The organism is Lacunimicrobium album (assembly GCF_052161635.1).
Classification (GTDB): Bacteria; Planctomycetota; Planctomycetia; order Planctomycetales; family Planctomycetaceae; genus SXPC01.
The window spans coordinates 3580588-3604820 of sequence record NZ_CP197413.1 but is presented as its reverse complement, the minus strand read 5'-3'; the positions used below and the strand labels follow the sequence as shown (position 1 = coordinate 3604820).

The 24233-nt window shown below is 55.5% G+C and carries 21 protein-coding genes; 16 read left to right on the top strand and 5 right to left on the bottom strand.

Translation table 11 applies throughout. The features are described from left to right. Positions 1-3: 3 nt before the first annotated feature. The 4 genes from serA to hisC form a co-directional block, all read right to left on the bottom strand. On the bottom strand, positions 4-1635 hold the full coding sequence (gene serA, locus SH248x_RS14370) for a Rossmann-fold NAD(P)-binding domain-containing protein (RefSeq protein ID WP_459554975.1): 1632 nt from the start codon (positions 1633-1635) through the stop codon (positions 4-6). Between the two features lie 77 nt (positions 1636-1712). After that, positions 1713-2048: a hypothetical protein gene (locus tag SH248x_RS14365; RefSeq protein ID WP_459554974.1), complete on the bottom strand. Its 336-nt coding sequence runs from the start codon at positions 2046-2048 to the stop codon at positions 1713-1715. 146 nt (positions 2049-2194) lie between these two features. Then, positions 2195-2782 (bottom strand): imidazoleglycerol-phosphate dehydratase, encoded by a 588-nt coding sequence (gene hisB, locus SH248x_RS14360; protein WP_459554973.1) that lies wholly within the window; start codon positions 2780-2782, stop codon positions 2195-2197. Between the two features lie 73 nt (positions 2783-2855). After that, complete coding sequence (gene hisC / locus SH248x_RS14355; RefSeq protein ID WP_459554972.1) at positions 2856-3947, bottom strand: pyridoxal phosphate-dependent aminotransferase; 1092 nt, start codon at positions 3945-3947, stop codon at positions 2856-2858. A 563-nt stretch (positions 3948-4510) separates the two neighbouring features. Here hisC and SH248x_RS14350 point away from each other — a divergent pair. The 14 genes from SH248x_RS14350 (at position 4511) to SH248x_RS14285 (ending at position 21558) form a co-directional block, all read left to right on the top strand. After that, positions 4511-5344, top strand: coding sequence for an MBL fold metallo-hydrolase (locus tag SH248x_RS14350; protein WP_459554971.1), 834 nt, complete (start codon positions 4511-4513; stop codon positions 5342-5344). 246 nt (positions 5345-5590) lie between these two features. Then, the gene (rpsB, locus tag SH248x_RS14345) at positions 5591-6364 is read left to right on the top strand and encodes a small ribosomal subunit protein uS2 (protein ID WP_459554970.1); all 774 of its coding nucleotides are present in this window, start codon (positions 5591-5593) and stop codon (positions 6362-6364) included. 305 nt (positions 6365-6669) lie between these two features. Continuing rightward, on the top strand, positions 6670-7497 hold the full coding sequence (tsf, locus tag SH248x_RS14340) for a translation elongation factor Ts (protein ID WP_459554969.1): 828 nt from the start codon (positions 6670-6672) through the stop codon (positions 7495-7497). Between the two features lie 128 nt (positions 7498-7625). Continuing rightward, positions 7626-8372: a uridine monophosphate kinase gene (pyrH, locus tag SH248x_RS14335; protein ID WP_459554968.1), complete on the top strand. Its 747-nt coding sequence runs from the start codon at positions 7626-7628 to the stop codon at positions 8370-8372. A 321-nt stretch (positions 8373-8693) separates the two neighbouring features. Next, the gene (locus SH248x_RS14330; RefSeq protein ID WP_459554967.1) at positions 8694-9329 is read left to right on the top strand and encodes a biliverdin-producing heme oxygenase; all 636 of its coding nucleotides are present in this window, start codon (positions 8694-8696) and stop codon (positions 9327-9329) included. Positions 9330-9442: 113 nt separating this feature from the next. After that, on the top strand, positions 9443-12097 hold the full coding sequence (locus tag SH248x_RS14325; protein ID WP_459554966.1) for an HWE histidine kinase domain-containing protein: 2655 nt from the start codon (positions 9443-9445) through the stop codon (positions 12095-12097). A gap of 110 nt (positions 12098-12207) precedes the next feature. Then, entirely contained in the window at positions 12208-12585 is a 378-nt protein-coding gene (locus SH248x_RS14320; protein WP_459554965.1) for a DNA-binding transcriptional response regulator, read from the top strand. A 107-nt stretch (positions 12586-12692) separates the two neighbouring features. Continuing rightward, positions 12693-13385 carry an RluA family pseudouridine synthase gene (locus SH248x_RS14315; RefSeq protein ID WP_459554964.1) on the top strand — a complete coding sequence of 231 codons (693 nt, stop codon included), beginning with the start codon at positions 12693-12695 and terminating at the stop codon, positions 13383-13385. A 763-nt stretch (positions 13386-14148) separates the two neighbouring features. After that, positions 14149-14721, top strand: a complete 573-nt coding sequence (locus SH248x_RS14310) for a sigma-70 family RNA polymerase sigma factor (RefSeq protein ID WP_459554963.1) — start codon at positions 14149-14151, stop codon at positions 14719-14721. Continuing rightward, positions 14714-16297 carry a LamG-like jellyroll fold domain-containing protein gene (locus SH248x_RS14305; protein ID WP_459554962.1) on the top strand — a complete coding sequence of 528 codons (1584 nt, stop codon included), beginning with the start codon at positions 14714-14716 and terminating at the stop codon, positions 16295-16297. Before SH248x_RS14310 ends, SH248x_RS14305 begins: the two co-directional genes overlap by 8 nt. 422 nt (positions 16298-16719) lie before the next feature. Continuing rightward, positions 16720-17733: a DUF1559 family PulG-like putative transporter gene (locus tag SH248x_RS14300; RefSeq protein ID WP_459554961.1), complete on the top strand. Its 1014-nt coding sequence runs from the start codon at positions 16720-16722 to the stop codon at positions 17731-17733. Between the two features lie 112 nt (positions 17734-17845). Next, positions 17846-18274, top strand: coding sequence for a carboxypeptidase-like regulatory domain-containing protein (locus SH248x_RS14295; RefSeq protein WP_459554960.1), 429 nt, complete (start codon positions 17846-17848; stop codon positions 18272-18274). Positions 18275-18485: 211 nt separating this feature from the next. After that, positions 18486-20420, top strand: a complete 1935-nt coding sequence (locus tag SH248x_RS14290; protein ID WP_459554959.1) for a methyl-accepting chemotaxis protein — start codon at positions 18486-18488, stop codon at positions 20418-20420. Positions 20421-21135: 715 nt separating this feature from the next. Beyond that, on the top strand, positions 21136-21558 hold the full coding sequence (locus SH248x_RS14285) for a hypothetical protein (RefSeq protein ID WP_459554958.1): 423 nt from the start codon (positions 21136-21138) through the stop codon (positions 21556-21558). Here the strand turns inward: SH248x_RS14285 and SH248x_RS14280 are convergent. Next, positions 21555-22172 (bottom strand): TetR/AcrR family transcriptional regulator, encoded by a 618-nt coding sequence (locus SH248x_RS14280; RefSeq protein WP_459554957.1) that lies wholly within the window; start codon positions 22170-22172, stop codon positions 21555-21557. The two genes, SH248x_RS14285 and SH248x_RS14280, sit on opposite strands and share 4 nt — an antisense overlap. A 119-nt stretch (positions 22173-22291) precedes the next feature. Between SH248x_RS14280 and SH248x_RS14275 the strand changes: the two genes are divergently transcribed. After that, the gene (locus SH248x_RS14275) at positions 22292-23548 is read left to right on the top strand and encodes an HlyD family efflux transporter periplasmic adaptor subunit (protein ID WP_459554956.1); all 1257 of its coding nucleotides are present in this window, start codon (positions 22292-22294) and stop codon (positions 23546-23548) included. Positions 23549-23795: 247 nt separating this feature from the next. Further along, a complete protein-coding gene (locus tag SH248x_RS14270) occupies positions 23796-24125 on the top strand; it encodes a DUF6572 domain-containing protein (protein WP_459554955.1) in 330 nt (109 codons plus the stop codon). Positions 24126-24233 lie beyond the last annotated feature (108 nt).

Sequence of the window (24233 nt, the reverse complement as noted above, 5' to 3'; positions counted from 1 at the left end):
GCCCTACAGCCCCAGCCAAGGCAGTCCTGCCCCCGCTGTTGGCAGTTTGACGATATCCACCGCGTTGACGTCCAGCGTGCCGCTGACTTCTTTGACGGCCTGGTCGGAAGGCATTGAGTCGAGGTTCACCACCGCGACCGCGTTCCCGCCGAGTTTTTCGCGACCCAGGGCGAGGTGGGCGATGTTGATGCCGTGCTTGCCGAAGATCGTTCCCAAGTGGCCGATGAGGCCGGGTTTGTCCTGGTGGCGGTAAATCAGCAGAATGCCATCGAGGTAGGCATCGAGCTGGTGGCCGTTGAGGCGGACCAGTCGCAGGTACTCGTTGCCGAAGATGGTCCCTGCGGCTGAGACTTTGCCATTGTCGGTTTCGACGGTGGCCTGGATGAGCGAGGTGAAGTCGCCGGAGTCCTTTGTCGTTGATTCCTGGACAGCGATGTGTCTTTCGCTGGCCATCAGTTGTGAGTTGACGATATTGATGCGGTCGCCGAGCGCCAGATGAAGCAGACCGCAAGTAAACGCCGAGGTCATCAGCTTGGTCGGACGACCAGAGACATCCCCTTTGTATTGGAGCTGGACCGACTTAATGCCTTGTCCTTCGGATTGTTGTCCGAGAAGTAAGCCGAGGCGATAAGCGAGGTCGATATAACGCTTGACGCCCTGCATTTCCGACGCGGAAACCGGTGCGATGTTGACGGCGTGTCGGACTTCATTCTTGACGAAGAAGTTGACGATGATCTCAGCGGCTTCAAGAGCGACCAGTTCCTGAGCTTCTTCGGTGGAGGCACCCAGGTGAGGTGTCAGCAGAATGTTGTTCTGGCCGATGAGACGGTTGCCAGCTTCCGGTGGTTCGCTGACGAAGACGTCGAGTGCCGCCCCGGCGATGTGACCTGATTCGAGGGCATCCGCCAGGTCGTTCTCATTGACGATCCCGCCGCGGGCACAGTTGATGACGCGAGCCCCCTTTGGCATTTTCGCGAGGCGCTCTTTGTTGAGCAGGTTGGTGGTCTGGTCGTTGAGGGGGGTGTGAACGGTCGCGATGTCGCATTTGACGATCATCTCATCGATATCGCGATACAGCTCGATTCCCAGTTCTGCGGCGCGGTCAGCCGAGATGAATGGATCGTACCCAAGGACTTTCATTTCCAGGCCAATCGCTCGTTGAGCAACAGCTATTCCGACGCGTCCCAAGCCGACAACGCCAAGCGTTTTGCCAGCCAGCTGCGAACCGGTGAAGTACTTGCGGTCCCACTTGCCGGCTTTCATGCTGGCATGTGCGGGAGCGATGTTTCGAACCAGCGACATCATCATCGCGATCGTCTGCTCGGCGGTGGAAATCGTATTCCCCGCGGGCGTATTCATGACGATGATGCCCTCTTTGGTTGCTGCCGTGACATCGATATTGTCGACGCCAACACCAGCCCGCACGATCGCCTTGAGGCGACGCTGGCCCGCCAGAATATCGGCTTTGAGCTTGGTTCCCGAGCGGATGATGATTCCGTCTGCTTCCTGCAGGGCTGCTTTGAGTTCCTCGGTCGACAGGCCTGAGCGAACATCGAGCTCGATATCCGGGTGGCTGTTGAGAATTTCCAAACCCGCAGCAGAAAGGTTGTCAGTGACGAGAACGCGGCTTTTCATGGATGTTCGCTTTGCAGGGTAACGCGGAAACTCAGCGTGGATGTGCGGATCAAATACCAAAATGTCAGTGCATCAGATCATGCCATTATGATGAATCTGAGCAAGGATGCAAACGACCGGGGATTGCAGTTGGAAATCATTGTTTTGGCCGTCGGTTTGCGATTGTTTTCCACTTCTGGGTAGCCCGGGTTGTCCCCAACCCGGGCGTGCCGCTTCGGCACGCAAGAAACACGGTATTGGGCGTTCAATGCGCGCTCGACGCGTTTCTTGTGACGGGTGGCCCAGCCGTTCATGGCTGGGTGAGCACCGCGAACAAGAAGCGTCACCATACGCTTCCAATCGAAACTCACGGCATCAATTGGAATTGCAACCGCATGGCGCTCGCTTCTTGTCGACTTCGTCGATCCAGCCATGAACGGCTGGACCACCCGCGGACTCGGTACTCAAGAAACACGGAATGGACGTCCAACGCGCGCTCGATGTGTTTCTTGCGGCTTCGCCGTCCGGGTTGGGACAACCCGGACTACCCGGATTTGGGGAAGGAGGTGATTCCCGGATTTTAGAGAACGCCCTTCGAACTCGGGACGCCTGTCTCCCGCGGGTCGTTCGCGATCGCCATCTTGATCGCTCGCGCGGTGCTTTTGAACAGGGCTTCGCTGATGTGGTGATTGTTGTTGCCGTAGTGGAGGAGGTGGTGCAGGTTCATCAAGGCGTTGGCACTGAAGGCCTGCCAGAAGGTGAAGACGAGTTCGGTGTCGAAGTCGCCGATCTTGGGGGCGTTGAAGGCGTATTTGTCGATGTACCAGGCCCGGCCGGACAGGTCGACGGCGGTCGTGACCATCGTCTCTTCCATCGGGAGAGTGAAGTGGCCGTAGCGGTTGATCCCTTTTTTGTCGCCGACGGCCTGCTTGAGGGCCTGGCCGAGGGCGATGCCGGTGTCTTCGACGGTATGGTGGAAGTCGACATGAATGTCGCCATCGACTTGCAGGTCGAGGTCGAACAGACCGTGGCGGGTGAAGAGGGTCAGCATGTGATCGAAGAAGCCGACGCCGGTCGCGATGTTGTGCTGGCCGGTGCCGTCGAGGTTGAAGGTCAGCTTGATTTTGGTTTCGGCGGTGTCGCGCGAGATGGATGCGGTGCGTGGCATGGAAGCTCGTAATTCGTAATTAGGAATTCGTAATTCGCCGAAATAAAAAGACGTTATGCAATTGCTGTCTATTCTAGAGTTTCGTGACGACTTGTTTGAGGATGTCCAGGAACTGTGAGATCTCGTCATCCGTTCCGATCGTGATGCGGAGGCCGTCGCGAGTAGAACCGAGGGGGGCTTCGGATTCGGGGCGGTCGAATTTCATGTAACGGACGAGGATTTTCTGCTCCTTGAGGAGTTCGTAGATCTTTTTGTGTTGTCGTGATTCGTGCTGAGTCCAGACAAAGTTGGCTTGTGACGGGGTGACGTCGAAGCCGAGGGCTGGCAGGGCATCGGCAAGGCGTTGGCGTGTCGAGAGAATTTTGGCCCGCGTTTGGAGCATGTAGGTCTGATCGGTGATCGCTGCGGTTCCGGCGGCGAGGGCGAGGGTGTCGCAGTTGTAGCTGTCCTTGACTTTGCGGATCCCTGCGATGACATCCGGGTGAGCGATGGCAAAGCCGAGTCGGATTCCGGCCAGTGAATACGACTTACTTAGCGTGCGGGTGACGATGGTTGTTTTGCTGGCGTCGTTGCGGACTAACTCGCCCTGGTGTGGCGTGTCGGCGAAATCGCCGTAGGCTTCGTCGACGAGAAGGATGCCTTTTTTGGGGCGAACGGAGCTGAGTTCGTCGTCTGACCAGCGATTGCCCGACGGGGAGTTGGGATTCGGGACGAAGACGATTTTTGAACGGTCGACGACGGGCTGGCAGGCGGTTGTGTTGAACGACCAGTCTGAGTTCAGGGACAGGTGTTCGAAGCGGGCTCCCTGTATTTCTGCGAGAGTGCCGTAGAGTATATAGCTGGGGTAAGGGAAGCTGATGACTTCGCCCGGATCCACGAATGTTTTGAGAATCATCATCAGGACTTCGTCGGAGCCGTTGCCTGGGAGAACCCAGTCCGGGTCGACATGAAACAGCGGCGCGACTGCTTGACGAAACTTCGTCGACAGCGGGTCGGGATACATGTTGAGTCTGGTGGTCGCGGCTTTTTGAATGGCATCTACGACGGCAGGCGAAGGCGGATAGGGATTTTCGTTGGTGTTGAGCTTGATCCAGCCGGCCGTCTGAGGCTGTTCGCCGGGGATGTAGGCGGTCATCGAATCAACTTGCGGGCGGAACAGGGACATGGGTTGTAGGGCTTAGGTATTGGGGCTTAGGGCTTGGGAAGAGTTTTGGCTTTTGTTTTAGTTTTAACGCAAAGTCACGAAGGCGCAAAGGGTGGGGAGTTGGCGTGTAGACAAGCGGAGGTTCGGGCAGGTTCGAAGGGGAGTTCGTGTCGAAGCGCTCTCGTCACTGACTCTGATCAATATCAGATGGGAACAGTGCAGGTTGCGTCTTCGCGAGCGACTGCTTAGTCATCCAGGGAAAGCATAGGCGGGGCAGCAAAGAATTCTCAAGTTGCGATTTGCCAGACAGCCAGCAGGCCGGCGAGCACAAGCGTTCGGCTCAACAGAAAGCGATACCAGTCGTCGGTGAATCGGCCTTCCAGCAGGTCATTGACGGATCGGGACATCTTGGACCTCGGCCCAAAAAGGAACGGATAAAACTTCACAAACGCCATGAGATTTGAAGTCACTAGGACTTCCATTCAAGATACTCCCGCGTCACGATCGTTACAACCGTTAAATTCGGCCCCCGCTAGATTCAAAATTGCAGCGCTCGGACTCTGGATGTGAAAAGAGCCTTTCCCGTGAAGTCACCTATCGTTTCCGCCCGCACGGTCTCCGGCGGCGACTACCGCATTGATGGCGGCAGCATCTTCGGAATCGTCCCGAAACCGTTGTGGGAAAAGACCTACCCGGCTGACCGACAGAATCGCATTCTCCAGTCGACTAACTGCCGCCTCATACAGCTGAGCGGACAGAATGTCCTCATTGATACTGGTTATGGCAGCGGCTGGCCGGAGCGTTTCAATTCTCATCACGACCTGTTCTCCGGCTGTCCGATCTCCGCGTCGCTGGGGAATATTGGACTCAAGCCGACTGATATTCATCACGTCATCTGCTCGCACCTCCATTTCGACCATGCAGGCGGAACAACGTCGCTGGGCGAAAACGGCCAATGGGCTCCCACGTTTTCTAACGCTCAATACCACTTCCAGAAGACGGAATGGGATCAGGCGATGTCCAATGCGGTGGAGTTCCGTGGAGCCTATGACTCCGAGCGTTTGAAGCCTCTTCAGGCGACGGGACAACTCGTGCTCCATGAAGGGGATGACGAAGTCCTGCCCGGCCTGACGCTGCATCAAACAGGCGGTCACACACCGGGCCACCAGGCGATCCGGGTCGAAACCTCGGAAGGGGTTGGCTGGTATCTGGGGGATATTTGTGCCACGACAACCCATCTTTCGGTCACCTGGTGCATGGCATTTGACCTGGAACTGCTCGTGACGAGACGTCAAAAGCTGCGCTTGCTGAGTGAAATTGCCCGCAACGGCGACATGCTCTGGTTCGACCACGACACGAAATTCACCTCCTCGAAAATTGAGCGAATTTCAGATCACCAGTTCGCATTAGTGCGATAACGCGCTGGTCACTCGCCGGGGCTCGTTTGGTCGTTGATGCCTCAGTGGCTTGAAGTTACGTCGATCAGGCGGTATAGTTTCGTTCTGTTTTGACACGCCGTCTCGGGGCCCGACAGTCCCTAAAACCTGAATTCCACGCATGTTGCGTGGATGTGTAAGGTTCGGCAACATCCGCTCACAAATCCCTCAACAGGCTATTTGACGCCTGTTGATCGCGTTTTTTGTGGGCAAGAAAGGTAATGATCCATGTCGATTGCTGAAGCTAAACCGACGAATACTAATGAAATTATCGTCAAAGACATTCTCGAAGCCGGTGTTCACTTCGGTCACCAGAAGTCTCGCTGGAACCCCAAAATGCGTCCGTATATTTACGGTCACCGCAACGGGATTCACATTATCGACCTGAAGGAAACCGTCCGCGCTCTGCTGCGTGCCAAGAAGTACCTGCAAAAGGTTTCTTCTCAAGGCAGCCTGATCCTGTTCGTTGGAACGAAGCGTCAGGCTTCTGGTCTGGTCGCTGAAGCTGCTCAATCGTGCGGCATGCCTTACATCAGCGAGCGATGGCTGGGTGGGACACTGACGAACTTCTCAACCATCCGTTCGCGTCTGCGTCGCCTGGATGAGCTCGATCACCTCGAGACGACTGGCGAAATCAACGCGTTCTCGAAGAAGGCTCAGTCTCGTATCAACCGCGAACTGACCAAGATGCGACGTAACCTCGGCGGTATCCGCGAGTTGAACCGCATGCCAGAAGTCATCGTCATGGTCGACCCGACCAAGGAACACAACGCTGTCAAAGAAGCCAAGCTTCTGGGCATCAAGACGGTTGCTCTGATCGATACCGATTCCGATCCAGATCAAGTCGACCTGCCAATCCCAGGCAACGACGACTCCATGCGATCGATCGCCTACATCATCAACCACCTGGCTGCTGCTGTGAACGCTGGGAAATCAGCGATTCCACAAAAAGAAGACTCGGGCAAGGCTCAGGAACAATACAAGCCAGTTCCTTCGCTGTAATTGATTGAAGGCGAGCGGGGGGTGTAAACCCCCTGTGTCTTTAATGTTTGGAATGACTTGAGGCGTACCCGGGCTCATGAAGAACACATGAACCTCGATTGCATCCGGCGCGTCAGTCTTCTATCTGCTACGTGAAATCTGCTATCGTTACTTGCGAGCCTTCGCCAATGACCGGGGCCGCATTCCGATCTGGCGTGGCTGCTCTGGCTTTTCAAGTCAGGCGTTAATGCCCTCTCAAGCTTATCTCGCCGCGATGTCGGCGTTCTTCATCACATAATCATCGTCAACCGTTTCAGGAGAATCCGATGGCCGAAATTTCCGCCGCCGCCGTTAAAGCACTCAGAGAAAAAACCGACCTCCCGCTGATGCGCGTCAAAGCCGCCCTCACCGAGGCTGGTGGCGATGAAGCCAAGGCCATGGAAATCCTGAAGTCTCAGGTCAAAGGCCTGATCGAAAAACGCGCCAATAACTCTGCTCTGGAAGGCCGCATCTTTGTTGCTGTCAAACCAGATCAGACCGAAGCGGCGATGGTCGAATTCGCTTGCGAATCTGCTCCTGTCGCTGGTGCTCCGATGTTCCTGGCGTTGGGCGAAGCGCTGGTCAACCAGATGCTCAACGGCCCGGGCGCCAAGACCGGCGAAGAACTGCTCGAGCAGACCTACAATGGCGTGAAACTCAAAGATCAGTTCGAAGAACTCGTCAACAAGATCGGTGAGAAGTTCGTCGTTGCTCGCGTTGCGAAGTTTCAGGGTCCCGTTGGTTATTACATCCACCACGATGGCAAAACCGCCTGCGTCTTCCAGGCTGAAGGTCCTCTCAAGGAAGATCCGGTCCTCCGCGATGTCGCGATGCACATCGTAGGACTCAAGCCGATCTTCGCGACGACAGCGGAACTCGATCAGCAGGAAATCGAAACCGAACGCGCTCGCCTGACGGAAGAAATCAAAGCTTCCGGCAAGCCAGCAAACATCATTGACAAAATTGTCGCTGGTAAGCTGTCGGTCTTCTTCCGAGACAAAGGCGTTCTGGCTGAGCAAGCCTTCGCCAAAGACGAAGCCAAGTCTGTCCAGCAGGTTCTCGAAGCCGCCGGCTTTAAGCCGAAGGCCTTCACCATGTGGGTGCTTGGTAACTAGTGATTAGGCGCTAGGCGTTAGTCAATAGGCGATAGGTAAGAAAGTCTTCCTAGCGCCCAACGCCTAGTGACTAGCGCCTTTCTTTTTCTCGCGCTCGTCGCCCTCGATTTTCAAACAGAGACTCCGCCATGCCGACGACTCCTGCTTACAAGCGTGTTCTTATCAAACTTTCTGGTGAAAGCTTCTGCCGCGATCGTCAAGGCGGGATCAGCATGACCGAAGTTGGGAACGTCGCTCAGCAGATTAAAAACATCGCTCAGAAAGGTGTGCAGATCGCCATTGTTTCTGGCGGCGGTAACATTCTCCGTGGCGGCGATTTCTCTTCAGCCAGTTCCATGGTCGAGCCCGCCCAGGCTCACTACATGGGGATGCTCGCGACCGTCATCAATGGCATGGCCCTCCAGGCTGCCCTTGAGCATATCGGTGTCTCAACTCGTGTTCAGACTGCGATCCATATGGAATCCGTTGCTGAACCATTCATTCGTCGTCGTTGTATTCGTCACCTGGAAAAAGGACGTGTCGTCATCCTCGCAGCGGGGACAGGCAGCCCGTTCGTCACCACTGATACTGCAGCGGCGCTGCGTGCCCGCGAAATCAATGCCGACGTCATTCTCAAAGCGACCAAAGTCGATGGCGTCTATTCGGACGATCCCGAAAAGAATCCGCACGCTCTGCGTTACTCAGAGATTTCCTTCGATGATGTCATTGCTCAAAAACTGAAGGTCATGGACACCCAGGCCATCGCCCACTGCCAGGACTCCGGCATCCCGATCCTCGTCTTCAACTTCCGCAAGGAAGGGACGATCGAACAAGCCGTCGCGGGCGAGAAAATCGGCACGCTGGTGCATCGCAATGCGAAACCAACCGGTGCTTGAGGCCGATCAGACGAAAGTAGCCACAGAGTTCACGCAGGACACCGAGAAGTGGCCCGGATGACGGTTTGTTGGAGTGATTCCACAGGCCGTTATTTCAGCAGGATATCGTGTCACTCCGAGCTACGGCGTCCTGTGTGGCCAGTCTTTTCGCCGGGTGCTTTCCGTCGTAATAGAGGCTGTAAACCTTACGACTCCCCTTGCATTTCACCGCGCCGTCCGCGACATTACGTGATGTCGCCCGATAGCTGAAGACTCGCTGTCAAACACCGTAGCCAGACCTCGCAGGATGCGTCGTCGCGTGCCCGGCGTCGAAGTTGTGCGTTGACCTATGTTCGCGTCAACGCCGATCATTTCCTGTTTGACGCATTGCAGTTTGGACGTATGACAACGACGACTTTAACGCCCCGAGAACAGCTTCGTGCCGCCACGTCACCGGCACATCATCAGCTCGACGACTCCCTGGGAGAACGTCGACTCTTTGAAAGCCCGCAAGGCTATTCGGTCTATCTCGAACTGATGCACTTCCTCCACGCGTCTTCTCGGGAGAGCCTCACCTGGTTGAGCGAGCATCACCCTGATCTGGCGCGCGATCCCTCGATCGAACAGCTCATTGCGAATGACCTGTGCGAACTTGCTGCCGACGTCACAATCCCCGAAGCACCGTCCCTGCCGGTCTGGTCAAACACGACCTCGACGAGTGCTCATTGGGGGCGAGTCTATGTTCTCGAAGGCTCGGTGATGGGGGCAACTCATCTGCTCAAGACTCTCAAAAGGCAGCTCCCCGAGGTGAGCGCGACTCGTTATCTGTCTGCTACGCCAGGCGATGCTAAACAGCGCTGGCCCAAAGTGATCGAGGCGCTCAATGCCTCGGTTGTCGATCCGGATATCGCGATTCAGGCGGCTCTCGAAGTCTTCCAGGCAGCCCATGAGTTCCTCAGGCAGCGCTCTTTCTCCTAGTTCCACGCTGGGACCGAATCCGTTTTGACCAATCACATCGACGTCCTTTGCATTTACTAGCGACGTGTGTGATTGACCGATGGTCTTCATTGCTTTGACTGATGGCTTTTCCCATGCATACACCCGAACAACTTGCTCTCGATAACTGCAGCCGCGAACCAGTCCATCGCCCGGGGCGCGTCCAGTCGTTTGCTGGCCTGATCGTCTTCGATCCTCAGTCGTTCGAGATCGTTGCTCACACAACGAACATCGCTGACTTCGTCGGGGGCGCTGTGCGGACAAGCAATGCGCCAACTGGTTCAAAATCAGCAGTCGAGCAGGGGGCGTCTCACCTGTTTGGCAAGCGTCTGGGGGATCTCCTTGACGACCGCCAACTCCTCCATAATCTTCGTGGCGCGATGGGGCTGCCGACGATTCGAACCCAGCGTGAACGCCTTGGCAGCTGGCAGCTCGGCAACATCTCCTGCGATCTGGCGATTCACCTCGTCTCGCGTCTCAATGACACCACTACAGATGATAGTCGGCCGGAAGTCAGCGAGCTGGCCATCCTGGAAATCGAACGCCTGGGAGCAGGTTCCGCTGCGAACGCCGTCTCGGTCGTGCGTGTTCGCGCGATGCTTTCCGAACTCGATCACCACCGCAACCTCGAGACGTTTTTGAACTCGGCCGTCAGGACGCTTCGTCGTTTTACCGGGTTTGACCGCGTCATGTGCTACAAGTTTCTGCCTGATGATGCAGGAGAAGTCGTCGCGGAGGCGGCTGCTCCCGGTCTTGATTCGTTTCTCGGCCTGCGTTATCCCGCGTACGACATTCCGCCGCAGGTTCGCCAACTGGCCCTTCAAATCCCGATCCGTGTGATTGGCGATATTCGCGATCCTCACTCAGAGCTGCTCAACAGCCTGCCCGAGCCGATCGACATGACCTATTGTTACTCGCGTGGCATCTCCCCGATTCATGCCGAGTATCTTGCGAATATGAATGTCCGCTCGACGATGAACCTCTCCATCATCGTCGGTGGCAAGCTGTGGGGGCTGTTTGCCTTTCACCATGATCACCCGCGAAGACTCCCCCCCGAAACTCGCGCCATCGCAGAACTCTTTGGCTACTTCTTCTCGATCCAGCTCGCCCAGGAACTCGAACAGCGATCTCTGGAAGGTCGCAACCGTGCGCTGCTGTTCCGACAAGAGCTCAAGACCAACCGCTATGACTCCATCGCAGAATTACTGTCTCACAACTGGCAGGATCTGGTCGACCTCGTGCAGGCTGATGGTCTGGCGTTTGTCAGCAATGAAGCTGTTGTGAAATTTGGAAAGACTCCTTCCAACTCGGACGTCATCCGACTGATTTCTCAACAATGCCGACAGGAGATCTGCCCGATCGACAGCATGGTCGCGATACCCGACATCGCTGGTCTCGACGAAGCGGAACTCAACGGCATGGCGGGTGTTCTCTCGCTCACCATTGACGACGCCTCTCAAACGCAGTTGCTCTTCTTCCGGCATGAACTCGTCAGCGAAGTTCGCTGGGCAGGAATGCCTGAGAAACGGATTGAGTTCGGACCGAATGGCCCGCGCCTTCACCCGCGAGCCTCATTTTCTGAATACCGTCAGACCGTCCGCGGACGCAGTGCTCCCTGGACACAAACCGACCTGCGCACGGCAGCCGAACTTCGCATCGCGATGCTCGAAGCGGTCTTCCACGACACTCGCACGGCTCGCGACGACTGGCGCAAGCAGAAGAGCTATCAGGATCTTCTGATCGCAGAACTCAATCACCGCGTCAAAAATATCCTCTCCTTGGTTCGCTCGATTTCTCGACAAACCAAAGACACGGCAACCTCTCTGGAAGACTTTCTTGCGACCTTTGATCGCCGCATCTCCGCCCTCGTCACGGCTCACGAACTCATCGGTGGCTCGGGCATGCAGTGGGCCAGCTTGCGTCAACTCCTTGAAACGGAGCTTCGCCCCTTCTTTCATGCCCAGCATGATGTCACTCTCACTGGCCCGTCGGTTGCGCTGCGAGATGACATTACCCCTGTGATGGCACTTGTGATTCACGAACTCGTCTCGAACACAGTCAAGTACGGCGTCCTTTCCTCCCAGGCTGGCTCACTCAAAGTCACCTGGACCAGCGACGCCTCCGGCCTCACGATCAACTGGAAAGAGCGTCAACCGGGACAGACCCTTCAACCTCGTCGTTCTGGATTCGGACTGAAACTCATCGAACGCGCCCTGCCTCACGAATGCGGCGGTCGTGCCTCGCTGGCGTTCAACGGCGATCAGTTCGAAGCCAACTTCTGGCTGCCTCCGTCCGTCATCGGTCGTGCCCGCGATATTCGATCATTGCCAGACAGCTCGAAGAGTTCGCAGCCAGAACCGATACCTCCGACGGATGTCCCTACGTTTCATGATCGCCAACTGACCGCCCTGGTCCTCGAAGACAATGCCGTCCTCGCCTTTGAAGTCGAGCAGTCACTGGCTGGCCTGGGATTCCAATCCGTCCTGACCTCCGGCAGTCAGTTGACGGCCCTTGAGATGCTTCAGCAAAACAAGATCGACATCGCTATTCTCGATATCAATTTAGGTCGGGACCAATCCTTCCAAATCGCCGATCATTTGCTGGCGAACAAGATCCCTATCATTTTTGTTTCTGGTTATGATCGCGAATTCAGCATTCCCCACAACCTGAAAGCGATCCCGCGTCTGAATAAGCCGTTAACGACGAGTGTCCTGCATCGAACGATCCATGAACTCCTATCTGAATCCTGAGTGTGCAAGGGAGGTGGGGTTTGCCGTGATTGTCTTGGCTTCCCTGTTGTGTGATGACTTTTCCTGCTACAGTTTTTGCGGCCCATTCTGGATGTTTTTGGGAAACGTGAGTGAAGAAAATCCTTCTGCTTGAAGATGACCGTGAGCTTGCTTCGCATTGGCAACAACTGCTTGAAGACGACGGCCACCGCGTGGTTGTTTTTCACACCGCGACTGAGGCAATTCAGTACGTCAAAGATTCGCACGTCAACGTCGTCATCTCGGATATGCTCATCCGCGACGAACTCGGCATGCTCTCAGCCCAGGGAGGCCTGACACTTCTCAGCCACATCAGCCTGCACGTCAAGCCCAAGCCTCTGGTCATCGTCGTCACCGGCGCCTCTCCCGACCTCAACCTCGTCCGCCACGCCGAAGCCCTCGGCGCAGAGCACTTCGCCTCCAAGCCCGCGGACGCTCAGCAAATTCTTGGGTGGATCAACGCGCTTTGACAGCCAGCTCGCTTCACCGCTAATCTCAAGACTTCCTACCCAAAATCTGCGAAGATCCATTGCGCCCAATCTACTAATACATTCTCCTCCCCTAAGCCCTTCCCGGCATGCACACGCTCTTCGAAGACAACCATCTGATCGCCATCAACAAGCCCGCTGGCGTTGCCTCGCAGGGGGCGGCGGCGGGCCAGCCGTCTGCGATTGACGATACCAAGACTTACCTCAAACAGAAGTACAACAAGCCCGGGGACGTCTTCCTGGGGGTCGTTCATCGTCTCGATAAGCCCGTGACCGGTGTTCTGCTTTATGCCCGGACGTCCAAAGCCGCGGCTCGGCTGTCTGCTCAGTTCGCTGACAAATCGACGATCAAGATCTATCACGCCCTCGTCTCGAATGCTCCCTCGCAAGCCGAAGCAACCTTGACCCATTACCTCAAAAAGAACGAACAAACCAAACGGGTCGACGCGCGAGATACCCCCGCGACAGGATTTCAAAACGCCGTCCTCCATTACCGGACACTCCAACAAACCGAACAGGCGACATTACTCGAAGTCGTGCTCGAAACCGGCCGCCTCCACCAGATCCGCGCCCAACTCTCCGCCATCGGCTGCCCGATTCTCAATGACAACGACTATTCTCGTCGCCTTACCAAGCCCCAAGCCCTAAGCCCTAAGCCCTTCCCCCCCAACGCCATCGGCTTGCACGCCCACTCCCTGACGATCCTCCACCCCATCTCAAAAGAGCCGATGACGATCACCGCGCCCAAGCCAAAAGCATGGCAGGCAATTCTGTCTGGATAGCTCGGGTTGTCCCCAACCCGGGCGTGCCGCTTCGGCACGCAAGAAACACGGGAATGGACGTCCAACACGCGTTCGACGTGTTTCTCACGACGGGGTGGCCCAGCCGTTCATGGCTGGGTGAGCGCAGCTCACAAGAAGCGTCCCCATACGCTTCCAATCGAAACTCACTGCGTCGATATCAATTGGAACCGCATGGCGCTCGCTTCTTGTCGACTTCGTCGATCCAGCCATGAACGGCTGGACCACCCGCGGTCTTGGTACGGAAGAAACACGGTATTGGGCGTCCAACGCTCGCTCGACGTGTTTCTTGTGACGGGTGGCCCAGCCGTTTATGGCTGGGTGAGCGCAGCTCACAAGAAGCGTCCCCATACGCTTCCAATCGAAACTCACTGCGTCGATATCAATTGGAACCGCATGGCGCTCGCTTCTTGTCGACTTTGTCGATCCAGCCATGAACGGCTGGACCACCCGCGGACTCGGTAAGGAAGAAACACGGTATTGGGCGTTCAATGTGCGCTCGGCGTGTTTCTTGCGGCTTCGCCGTCCGGTTTGGAGACAACCCGGACGACCCGGAGTTGTTTAGGGCGATTCTAAGTGCAATTGAGAAAAGCACTTAAGTGCGGTTTGTGACGAACAGGCTTTCCGTTCAATCGAAGTATCTTTGAATTTTCATGTCAAAATTGGGAGCCTCGTCGGATAGATTAATAGCACCCGTCTATTTGGCGCGATCACATCGTCAATCCTCTCAGCTCGGCCGTTGCTCGTGGACGAAAGTCTGTATCTTAATTCCGATCACGATCTTGATGACGATCAGGAAGATTTCGTTCGTCAGTTGAGTCTTGCGCACCAGCCGATTCAGCGCTGCATCCGCACTTGGCTGCCCGATAAGAACGACGCTGACGACGCGATCCAGGAGACGTACCTGCTCCTCTGGCGTAAGTTCAACCAGTTTACTCCTGGCACGGACTTCACCCGCTGGGCCTGTTCGATCGCGTTCAAAGTCGCGAGGCGTGTCCACGAACGTCGACGCTCCAGCCAGAAATTCATGGGAACCGCCTTCTCCGACGACCTGTTTCATGACATTCGTCATATCCAGGAAGGCAACTTCGAGTATCTTGAACTCCGACGTGAACAGCTGCGTCAGTGTCTGGCCAACCTTGGCCCTGCCGACTCGAAAGTCCTTCAGGCCTATTACTCGGAAGGCCGAAGTGTTTCTCAGATCGCCACTCAAATGAAACAATCCGAACGAGCCATTTACCGTCAACTCGAACGCATCCGACTCGCTCTCTATCGCTGCGTGAATCGCCATCTGCATCTGGAGAGTGGTGATGCGTAACGAAAAAAATCCTGTTCAAGCCGAGTTCCTGGTCTTGCTCGATGGCTATTGCGCTGGCACGCTCGATGAAACTGCCAGCGGTCGCTTCGTTGGTCTGCTCGAATCGGATCAGTCCTACCAACGGACCTTCGTGGAGTATGTTGACCTCCATGCGGACCTTTATGATCAAGTCGGGCTCGTCGATCATGAATTCGACATCCCCCATCTCTTGCATGTCATCAATGACGCCAACGACGACCTCGAACGTAAATCTCGCTATCGCGCTGCCGCTGCGGCGTTCATCTCGTGCCTGCTCTGCACGCTCGTTTTTGTTGCGGCTGGCTGGTACTGGTTTGAATACACTTATCGTTTTGGCAAAGTCCTGGCGGTCACGGGGGGGAGTCTGGCGTATCGCGAGGAGCTTCGAGAGGTTGACCAGCGTCTGGGCTTTGGTCGACTTGCGATCGACGAAGGGGCAGCATCGATTCAGTTGAACGACAAAGTCAGTTTCCTGATGGAAGCGGGCTCGCAAGTGGACGTTCTCTCGCGTCATTCGATCCGCCTTCTCAAAGGGCATATTTCTGTTGAAACTGGCGGCGGGAAAGTCGAAGTCCTCCTGGGCAAACAGCGTCTGAATAACCTTGGGACGTCCTTTGCGGTCAGTCATGATGACACCCAGCCTTCAGAACTGCATGTCGTCGATGGAGCGATCGTCCTGAAATCATCGGGTGAGCAGCCCAAGTCGGAACTGAGTTCCCGCTTTGACGCCGGGGAAGCTGCGTCTGTAGCTGATAATGTTCCCCCGGCCGCATTACCGTTCAATCGCTCGGCCTTCATTTCTGCAAAAGAGTTCACCGATTCGGTGCAACAAGGACAGGTGACAGCAGCGATCCACCAGCTCCGCGAGCATCAACGCAATCGGGCCAAGGGGCTTGTGCTGCGTCATTCCTTTGAAGAGGTTCGCGAGGGGGACGAATATGTCCTCAACCAAGCACAGGGGAATCTTGGTTTTGGTCGTGGGAAAATCTTCGGAGCCACTCCCGTCGCTGGTCGAGCTCCAGGTGCGGTGGCATTGCGGTTCCGTGGAAAAGAAGAACAGGACAGAGTCGAACTGAATGTCGAAGATTCCCTTCGCTTTGATCCTACCGGCCCGATGACTCTCATCGTCTGGTTTCGTACTGAAGGCCTTGATCACAAAGACGCCCGCCTCATCTCACGAGGCATTCAGAAAACCCTGGCCTGGAATGTCTGGTGGCGCAAGGCGGATGATGTCTTTGGTGTCGGTTACCGAACCGAAGGCGATGAACCACACGTTGTCGGGCATCTTGCTTTTCAGGATGGCAATTGGCATCAGGTGGCAGTCACCTGGAAACCACTCGACCTCGGGCGGTCAGAAATCACCCTGTACTTCGATGGGGAATTCGTCAAACAGCATGACAATGTCACGGTCAAATCAACGGATGCTCCGCTTCTCATCGGCAACTGCATCTCACCCGATGGCCAATTCTTGAGTTTCTTAGGAGACATTGATGATGTCTCTCTTTTCAAGCGTCCGTTGACTGCTGCTGAGATTGCTGCTGACTTCCAGCAACAATAGTAATTCGTCGAGAGAAGTTGAGTTTCTTTGCGTTTTGGCTTCTTCTTGTCCGGTTGTTCAGATTCTGGCCTGTGAGCCTATTTCATCTCGCGATTTCCCGGCGAGAATTGGAATAGATTCTTTCGTATATTATGCCCAAACGAATAGTTTGGTGTCCGCAAGAAATTCCTCAAATTATGCGGCAAAAGGACTCTTTTTACAGGTAATACACCGCTGAGCGATTAATGATTCTGTGAAAACATCAATAAATCGAAATGTTTTGCGAATTCACTGTCAAAACTGGTTCGTCTGTCGGATAGATAGATGTAGAAGTCGCGATGCCAGCATTCGTTTCCCCGATACCCGTCATTCGAGCTGCACCGGCGTCTTGTGATCCCTTTCTTTGCCTCGAAATCATATCTGAACAGTAATGAGGATCTAGCATGTCTGCTCGAATTCACAGAAGTGGCTTTACGCTCATTGAGCTGCTTGTTGTCATCGCTATTATCGCGACTCTTGTTGCCATTCTGCTGCCAGCCGTCCAGCAGGCTCGTGAAGCGGCCCGCCGTTCCACATGCAAGAACAATCTTAAGCAGCTGGGAATCGCCTTTCACAACTATCACGACACCTACGGCGTCCTCCCTGGCGCCAGCTATGAGAGCGAGCCTGTTCCTGCCGTTCCAGGCCGCGGCGGTGACGAAGGCATCGATGCTTCCTACAGCTGGTCGGTCTTTCTATTCCCCATGCTCGAACAGTCTGCCCTCTACGATACTCTTCAGCCGGGTGCTCCCCAGCGACTCTCTCAAGCTGTGACTGTCCCTGCTAAACTTGCAGCGATGCAACAGCCGCTGGGCATCTTCCGTTGTCCGTCCGATGCCGGTCCTCAACTCAACGGTTTATGGACAATCAATAACGGCAGCGGCAACAATGCTCAAGACGTCCAGTTGGCCACCTCGAACTATCTCGCAGCCATGGATGAAGGAAGTATCAACCGCGCCGATCCAGAAGGCAGCATGGTGCCCGGCAACATTGTTCAAGGCAATAAGTATCCCAAGATTGGTTTCCGCGACATCACGGATGGTCTGTCAAACACCATTTTGGTTGGCGAGCGTGCCTACCTGCTGAGAAACAACACGTTAGGAGCAGGGGTCGTTTTTGGACACAATGGCAATGCTGATGTTCTCAATAACGGCGATTACGCGAACGGTTTTATCAGCGTCGTCGCTGGCGGTGGCCCGCTGATCAACACCTCAGCCCTTTGCGGAACCGGTTGTGGCAACGCCGATGGTCGCCAGGGCTTTTCCAGTCTGCACAAGGGTGGTGCTCAGTTCCTGATGGGGGACGGAGCCGTCCGCTTCATCTCGGAAAACATTGATGACGACCTCGGCGGCGGTACCAACACCACGTTCGAACGACTTATCAACCGCAAAGATGGGCAAGTCGTTGGCGAGTTTTAGAAGTCGAGTCTGATATCGAATTCCTAATGAGGAGCGACATACAACATGTCGTTCCTCATTCCTATTCATGCCCCTCACCATTCAAGATCGCAGCAGCGGATTGGGTATAACCATGGCTAATCGAGCATCTCGTTACTTTTCTTTCGCGCTCTTGGGAATTCTGACATTGTCACTGGCCGGATGCAGTCGAGGTGATGCTCCCGAAACCGGTACGGTGACAGGAGTCCTCACCCTTGATGGCGAGCCTGTCGAAGGCGCGTTCATCACCTTTTCACCCAAAGAAGGGGGCCGGGCATCTCGCGCCAGTTCCAACGCCGATGGCGAGTACGCACTCGAATACACGGACGAGATCGATGGTGCAAAAATCGGTATGCACGTCGTCGAAATTTTCACCGGTCGCACTGCCATCGTTGACGACAAAGGCAAAGTCACCCAGCCCGCCGTGAAGGAAAAACTCCCCAAGGAATACACCGACCGAAGTCTTGAACGCGAAGTCAAAGCTGGCAAGAACGTCATCAACTTTGAAGCCAAATCGTCCTGAATCGTTTCCAACTGTTCCATAAAAAGCCGTGTCGAGTCGTGATCGGTGTTATTCCGTTCTCCCCTCACAATCCCAACTTCCTCAAAACTCTTGCGAGGTGTTCGCCTGCAAACTCATTTCCAGTGTGTGCGTTTGCACGCACTGCGTGACGATACCACACATGTCTCTCCCTAACGATTAGGCCAACCACGACATGTGAGGCTCAACTGCCATGACGCGTTCCTCTCTCGATGCCGACCTGAACTTTGACCTGACCTCGGCTCGCATGGATGCGTTTCTTCAGGCTTACGCCTACATTGAGTTCACTCCCGACGGTCATATCATAACGGCGAATGAGCCGTTTCTGGCCACGACTGGCTATACGCTGCCCGAGATCGTTGGGCAGCACCATGCGATCTTCTGCTCCGACGAGATTCGTCGCTCTAAAGCATACGGGGACTTCTGGAAACGACTCGCCTCCGGCCAGCGATTTGTCGATGAGTTCCAGCGAGTTCGCAAAGATGGTCAGGCTATCTGGTTGAAGGCGACCTACCTGCCTGTCTTCGATGACGATCAAAAAGTGGCCCGAGTCGTAAAACTTGCCTTGGACATCACCCAACAAAAAATCGAAAGTGCTTACTACCAGGGGCAGATCTCCGCGATCAATAAATCGCAGGCGGTCATCGAGTTCGACTTGACCGGCCATATTCTGAACGCCAACGACAACTTTCTCGGCGCCGTCGGCTACTCGCTCGAAGAGATCAAAGGCCAGCATCACCGCATCTTCTGCGAGCCCGACTATGCCCGCTCTGCTGCCTACGCCAGCTTCTGGGCCAAGCTCAATCGCGGCGAATTCGATGCCGGGGAATACAAACGCCTCGGCAAAGGCGGGCGAGAGATCTGGATACAGGCCTCCTATAATCCGATCTTCGATGCCTCGGGCCGACCAGTCCGAGTCATCAAGTATGCCTCCGATATCACCGCACAGAAACTTCAGAACGCCTACTATGAAGGACAGATCGCAGCGGTTGGTAAGTCCCAGGCCGTTATTGAATTCGACATGACAGGCCGCGTCATCCAGGCTAACGACAACTTCCTCAAAACTCTCGGCTACACACTCGACGAAATCAAAGGCCAGCATCACCGCATGTTCTGCCAGCCGGAGTATGCCTCGTCGTCACAGTATCGACTCTTCTGGGATAAGCTCAATGAAGGCCGCTTCGACTCCGGCGAGTACCAGCGCATCGGCAAGGGTGGACGCCAGATCTGGATCCAGGCGACCTACAACCCGATTCTCGATATGAACGGCAAGCCGTTTCGCGTCGTCAAATTTGCCAGTGACATCACCGCAGAAAAGCTGGCTCAAATTGAGAAGGCCAGCTACGTCAACGAAGCCACCCAGGGGCTTGTTTCCTCGACTGATATCCTGACGCAGAAATGCTCCTCACTCGTCAAGAGTGCCCAGGAAACGTCTCGCGAACTCAACTCCTGTGCCTCTGCTTCCGAACAGATCCTCTCCAATGTCCAGTCCTGCGTCTCCGCCGCGGAAGAGATGGAAGCCTCGATCCGCGAGATCGCCGGCAATACGTCCCGCGCCGCCGCTGTGTCTGTGCAAGCTGTGACTCTCGTTGATTCGACTCGCGCCAACGCCACCAACCTCGGCACGAGCAGTCACGAGATTGGCCAGGTCATCAAGCTGATCAACTCAATTGCCCAGCAGACGAACCTTCTCGCGCTCAACGCGACGATCGAAGCCGCCCGCGCCGGTGCAGCAGGGAAGGGCTTCGCCGTCGTCGCCAGCGAAGTCAAAGAACTCGCTCGCAAGACATCGACGGCGACCGACGAAATTGGCCAGAAGATCGGCCGCATTCAGGAAGACACTCAGGAAGTCGTCAGCGGCATCGCCCAGATCCGTGGCATCATCGAACAGGTCAATTCGTTCTCAGCATCGATCGCCTCTTCGGTCGATCAACAGGCTGCAACAACGACCGAAATGACCCGCGCGATGACGATGGCATCCACTGGCTCACAACAAATCACCACCAGCATCGCCCGCATCTCCCAACTCGCCGAACAGACCAAAAACGATTCCCAGGCAACCGAACATTCCGGCCACGACATCACCAACCGCACAACCACCATGATGTCCCGCATCCTGCAGAAGTAATTCAGAAGGCGAGCGGGGAGTGTAAGCTCCCTGTCTTATTCTGAATTTGTCCCACGGCTGTGTCAGCCGTGTCGGTAAACTATCGAGCCTCGTGCCAGGAAGATAAATAGATAGCAGACTTCGACTCTGAAAGTGTGTACGATGCAGGTCGCCTGCTGCTGATCAAACGCAACTTTCCTTACCTAATCGCTTTTTCGTCGTGTTTGCTATGGAACCAACCACAACTCCTGATGTCGGGCTAATTGCATTCGGCAGTGATGGCCAATGGGATGTCTCACTCACACAGTCGTTGGCCGAGCCACCACAATGGTTTCTTAATATCGATAGTGCATGTCTCTATCTCAATTGTGAAATTGAATCGACATCGGTTATCAGCCAATTATTGAATCTCCTGACGACTCCTATTGATTCTTCCCAGCCAGAGCGTCGCTTATCGTTGGGCTATCCAGAGAATGCAGAACTGGAAGTGTGTCGAGACAACGAGTTTCGAGATCGATGTTTCCTGTGTATACGTAATCAGAGCACGTGTACCATGATCGTGACGATTCAAGGTGAAGAATTTGCTTCCTTTGTAAATGCCATAAGAGATACTCTTCAGGATATTCGCAGCTAACTCCGTAGATACTCTAAGTGCCGTTGCTGACATTCTTCAATTCCCCTCTCCCGCCGTCACCTGCTATCCTCGTCCATTCCTTCATCCCATCTGGACGACCTCATGCGCACCATCATCCTCCTCGCGTTGATCCTCCTGCCAGCATCACTCCGCGCCGAAGACCTGCAAGCTCTCCAGGGGACCTGGGAAACCACCCTCCAGATCCAGGGCAAACCTTACACCATCCTTAAAACAATCAAAGACAACACCGAAACCTACGACCTCCTCCTCGGCGACCAACTCATCAAACGCCACGAAGTCACCTTCGAACTCAAAACCATCGACGACTTCTCGATCTTCAGTTACGCCCAGGGCCGCATCACCAAAGGGCAGGGGATCGGGAATGTCATCCCGGCTGGCAAGTACATTTATCAACTGAAAGACGACACCTGGACCGCGAGCTTTGGCTTTCAGAAGAACGATCCGTCAAAGCCGTTTATCCTCGTATTTAAGCGAAGCACCATCAAACTCCCGCTTCCCAACTAAGCCTTCATCACCCCGCGCATCACAATCTCCACATGCCCCCGCGCATATTCCTCGACATCCAGTGGCGAGACCTCGTCGAAAATCATCTTCCACACGCTCGCCATGATCATTGGCCCCATCACGACCGCCGGGTTGATGTGCAGCACTTCCTCGCGAAACTCGCCCTGGGCGACTCCCCGTTCGAGCAGCGTCTTGACCATCAGGATCCCCCGGCTGATGACTTCGCGGTGATAATAGGAGGTCAGTTGTGGGAACCTTGCGCCTTCGGAGATCAAGATCCGCATGATCGTCCGACGCTCCCAGCTTCCCACCAGCTCCCGATAGGCATGTTGAATTGCCGTGGATAGTAATTCTCCCGCTGTCCCCTCGAATGTGGCTTTTATTTCGTCAAGACGGCCAAGTGTTCCTCCCTGATAATGCTGCACGACTCCTTGGAAGAGTTCATCCTTCGTTTTGAAATACAGGTAGATTGTCCCCTTCGCGATCCCGGCCCGCTTTGCGATATCCGCCATCCGCGCATTCGCAAACCCGACTTCCCCCAACACCGCGATCGCCGCCGCCAGAATTTCCTCGGGACGGGCCTCCTTGCGCCGCTTTCTGATTGCCTCAGTCATTGCTGATTCCCTTGCACCATTTCACCGGTTGTTCGGACAGAATCATAACTCATTCCCTGCGGTCGAAATCCTGTCCCGCTTGATCGCCGACTAAAATCTCTTGACTTACGACGAGTAGCGTGCCATTATATGTTAATGACCCGTGGGTCATCAACTCATTTCTGGAATTTGCTCCGATGACTCCGACACGCATTGCACCGATCGAAACCAAGCCGGCCCGGGCTCCCGTCACGCCATCGAAGCCGGCTTCCAATCCCGATCTGCCGATCGAGATCGTGAACCATACGCCCCTCTCCCAGGCCGAGCGAACTGGCCAGCAGACCTCGCTGTTGTTTCCGCTTCTGTTGGTGATTGCCACGATTGCGATCACAATTGCCGTCGTCAAACGCGAAGAAATCTTGACCTTCATTAATCCTCCGCCCCAACCAACTTTGATCGATCCTGAAATCGTCTACGCCCTCGGCCGTCTTGAACCGCAAGGCGAAGTCCGTTCCGTTTCCGCACCGTCGGGCTCCGGCGACATGCGGATTGAAGATCTCAAGGTCGACGTCAATGACACCGTTAAGAAAGGCGATATCCTTGCCATCCTCGATTCCCATCCACGTCTGGCCGCCGCTGTCGACATCGCCAAACAAACGCTCTCCCAGGCAAAATCGCAACTCTCCCAGACGCAGCTGGAAGTCGAAACCACGCGCAAACAGCTAGAGGCGACTCTCCGCGCCGCCGAACACCGTTACGATATGAGCCACTCCAATCTGGTTCGCGCAGAGACTCTCCGCAATCAGAAAGCGGTCTCCGACGAAGTCTATGAAGCTCGACGCAACGATTCGCAAGCCGCGGAAGAAGCCATCGCCGAAGCCGCGGCTCGTCTCCAGCGGTATCAGGCAGCCAGCGACACCGAACTCGTCGACATCACCGTCGCGCGCCAGCAGATCGACATCGCCGAAGCCAACCTCAAGCAGGCTCAAGCGAACCTCGAAACGTCTTACATCACCGCCCCGATTGATGGCGTGATCCTCGACGTCCACTTGTACCCTGGCGAACGCGTCGGCTCCTCGCCTCTCCTTGACATGGGGGCGACTCAACGAATGATGGTCCGTGTCGAAGTCTACGAGTCCGACGTCCCCCGACTTCACCTCGGCCAGGAAGCCCACATCATCGCGACTCCTCTCGCCGAAGCCCTCACCGGCAAGATCGACCGCATCTCCAACTTCGTCCAACGCCAACAAATCGTCGACGCCGCCCCCGCTGCCTTCACCGATTCAAGAGTCGTCGAAGTCTGGGTCCGCCTCGACGAGAAAAGCTCCCCCAGAGCCGCCCAACTCGTCAACCTCCAAGTCAACGTCCAATTCCAACCCCAAGATAAAGCCCCCTAACTCCCTTCTCCCCCCGGGAGAAGGTGGCAGCGCTTCGCTGACGGATGAGGGCATCGCGCCAACAAGCTTTCAGTAAATAAAAAGGACATTCGAAGGCAGCCTCTCACTCCATTCCCCCGTCCCTTCTCCCTTGAGGGAAGAAGATGTCCGAAGGGCGGATGAGGGTGAGACATACGCACTAACAGACTCCCATTCTCATAACCCACGTCACTCGTATCTTCTCTTCTCCAACAACAAGACCAACCCCATGGGCCTGGAAAACACCCACCAGATCGACGCCGCTGGCATTGAACCCGACACCGGCCTGTGCGTCCTCACCATCATCGACGCCGCCCATTGGCCCGACGAACAGACCCAGCTGAAAAAGCTGCAGGCCAAGTTCAACGCCTACTTCGGCTTCGTCCAAACCAGACAGCTCCAGGAAGCCTACCCCGATTCGCAGGGCAGGGGAGTCGCCATCGACCTCCTCACCGCACAGCCTCTCTCACCCCCCGCGACAAAATATCTGACCAAAGCCGCCGAATCCGCCAAGCACCTCAACATCACCCTTCGCCACCGCCTGATCTCTTCGACGTAAAGTGCGTGTTCAATCCGAAGCGTAGGGTGCCGGTGAGTCTTCGAACCGCACCAATTGCGTTCTCAAAGTCAATTCATCATCCGAAGCCACATTTGGTGCGGTTCGCAA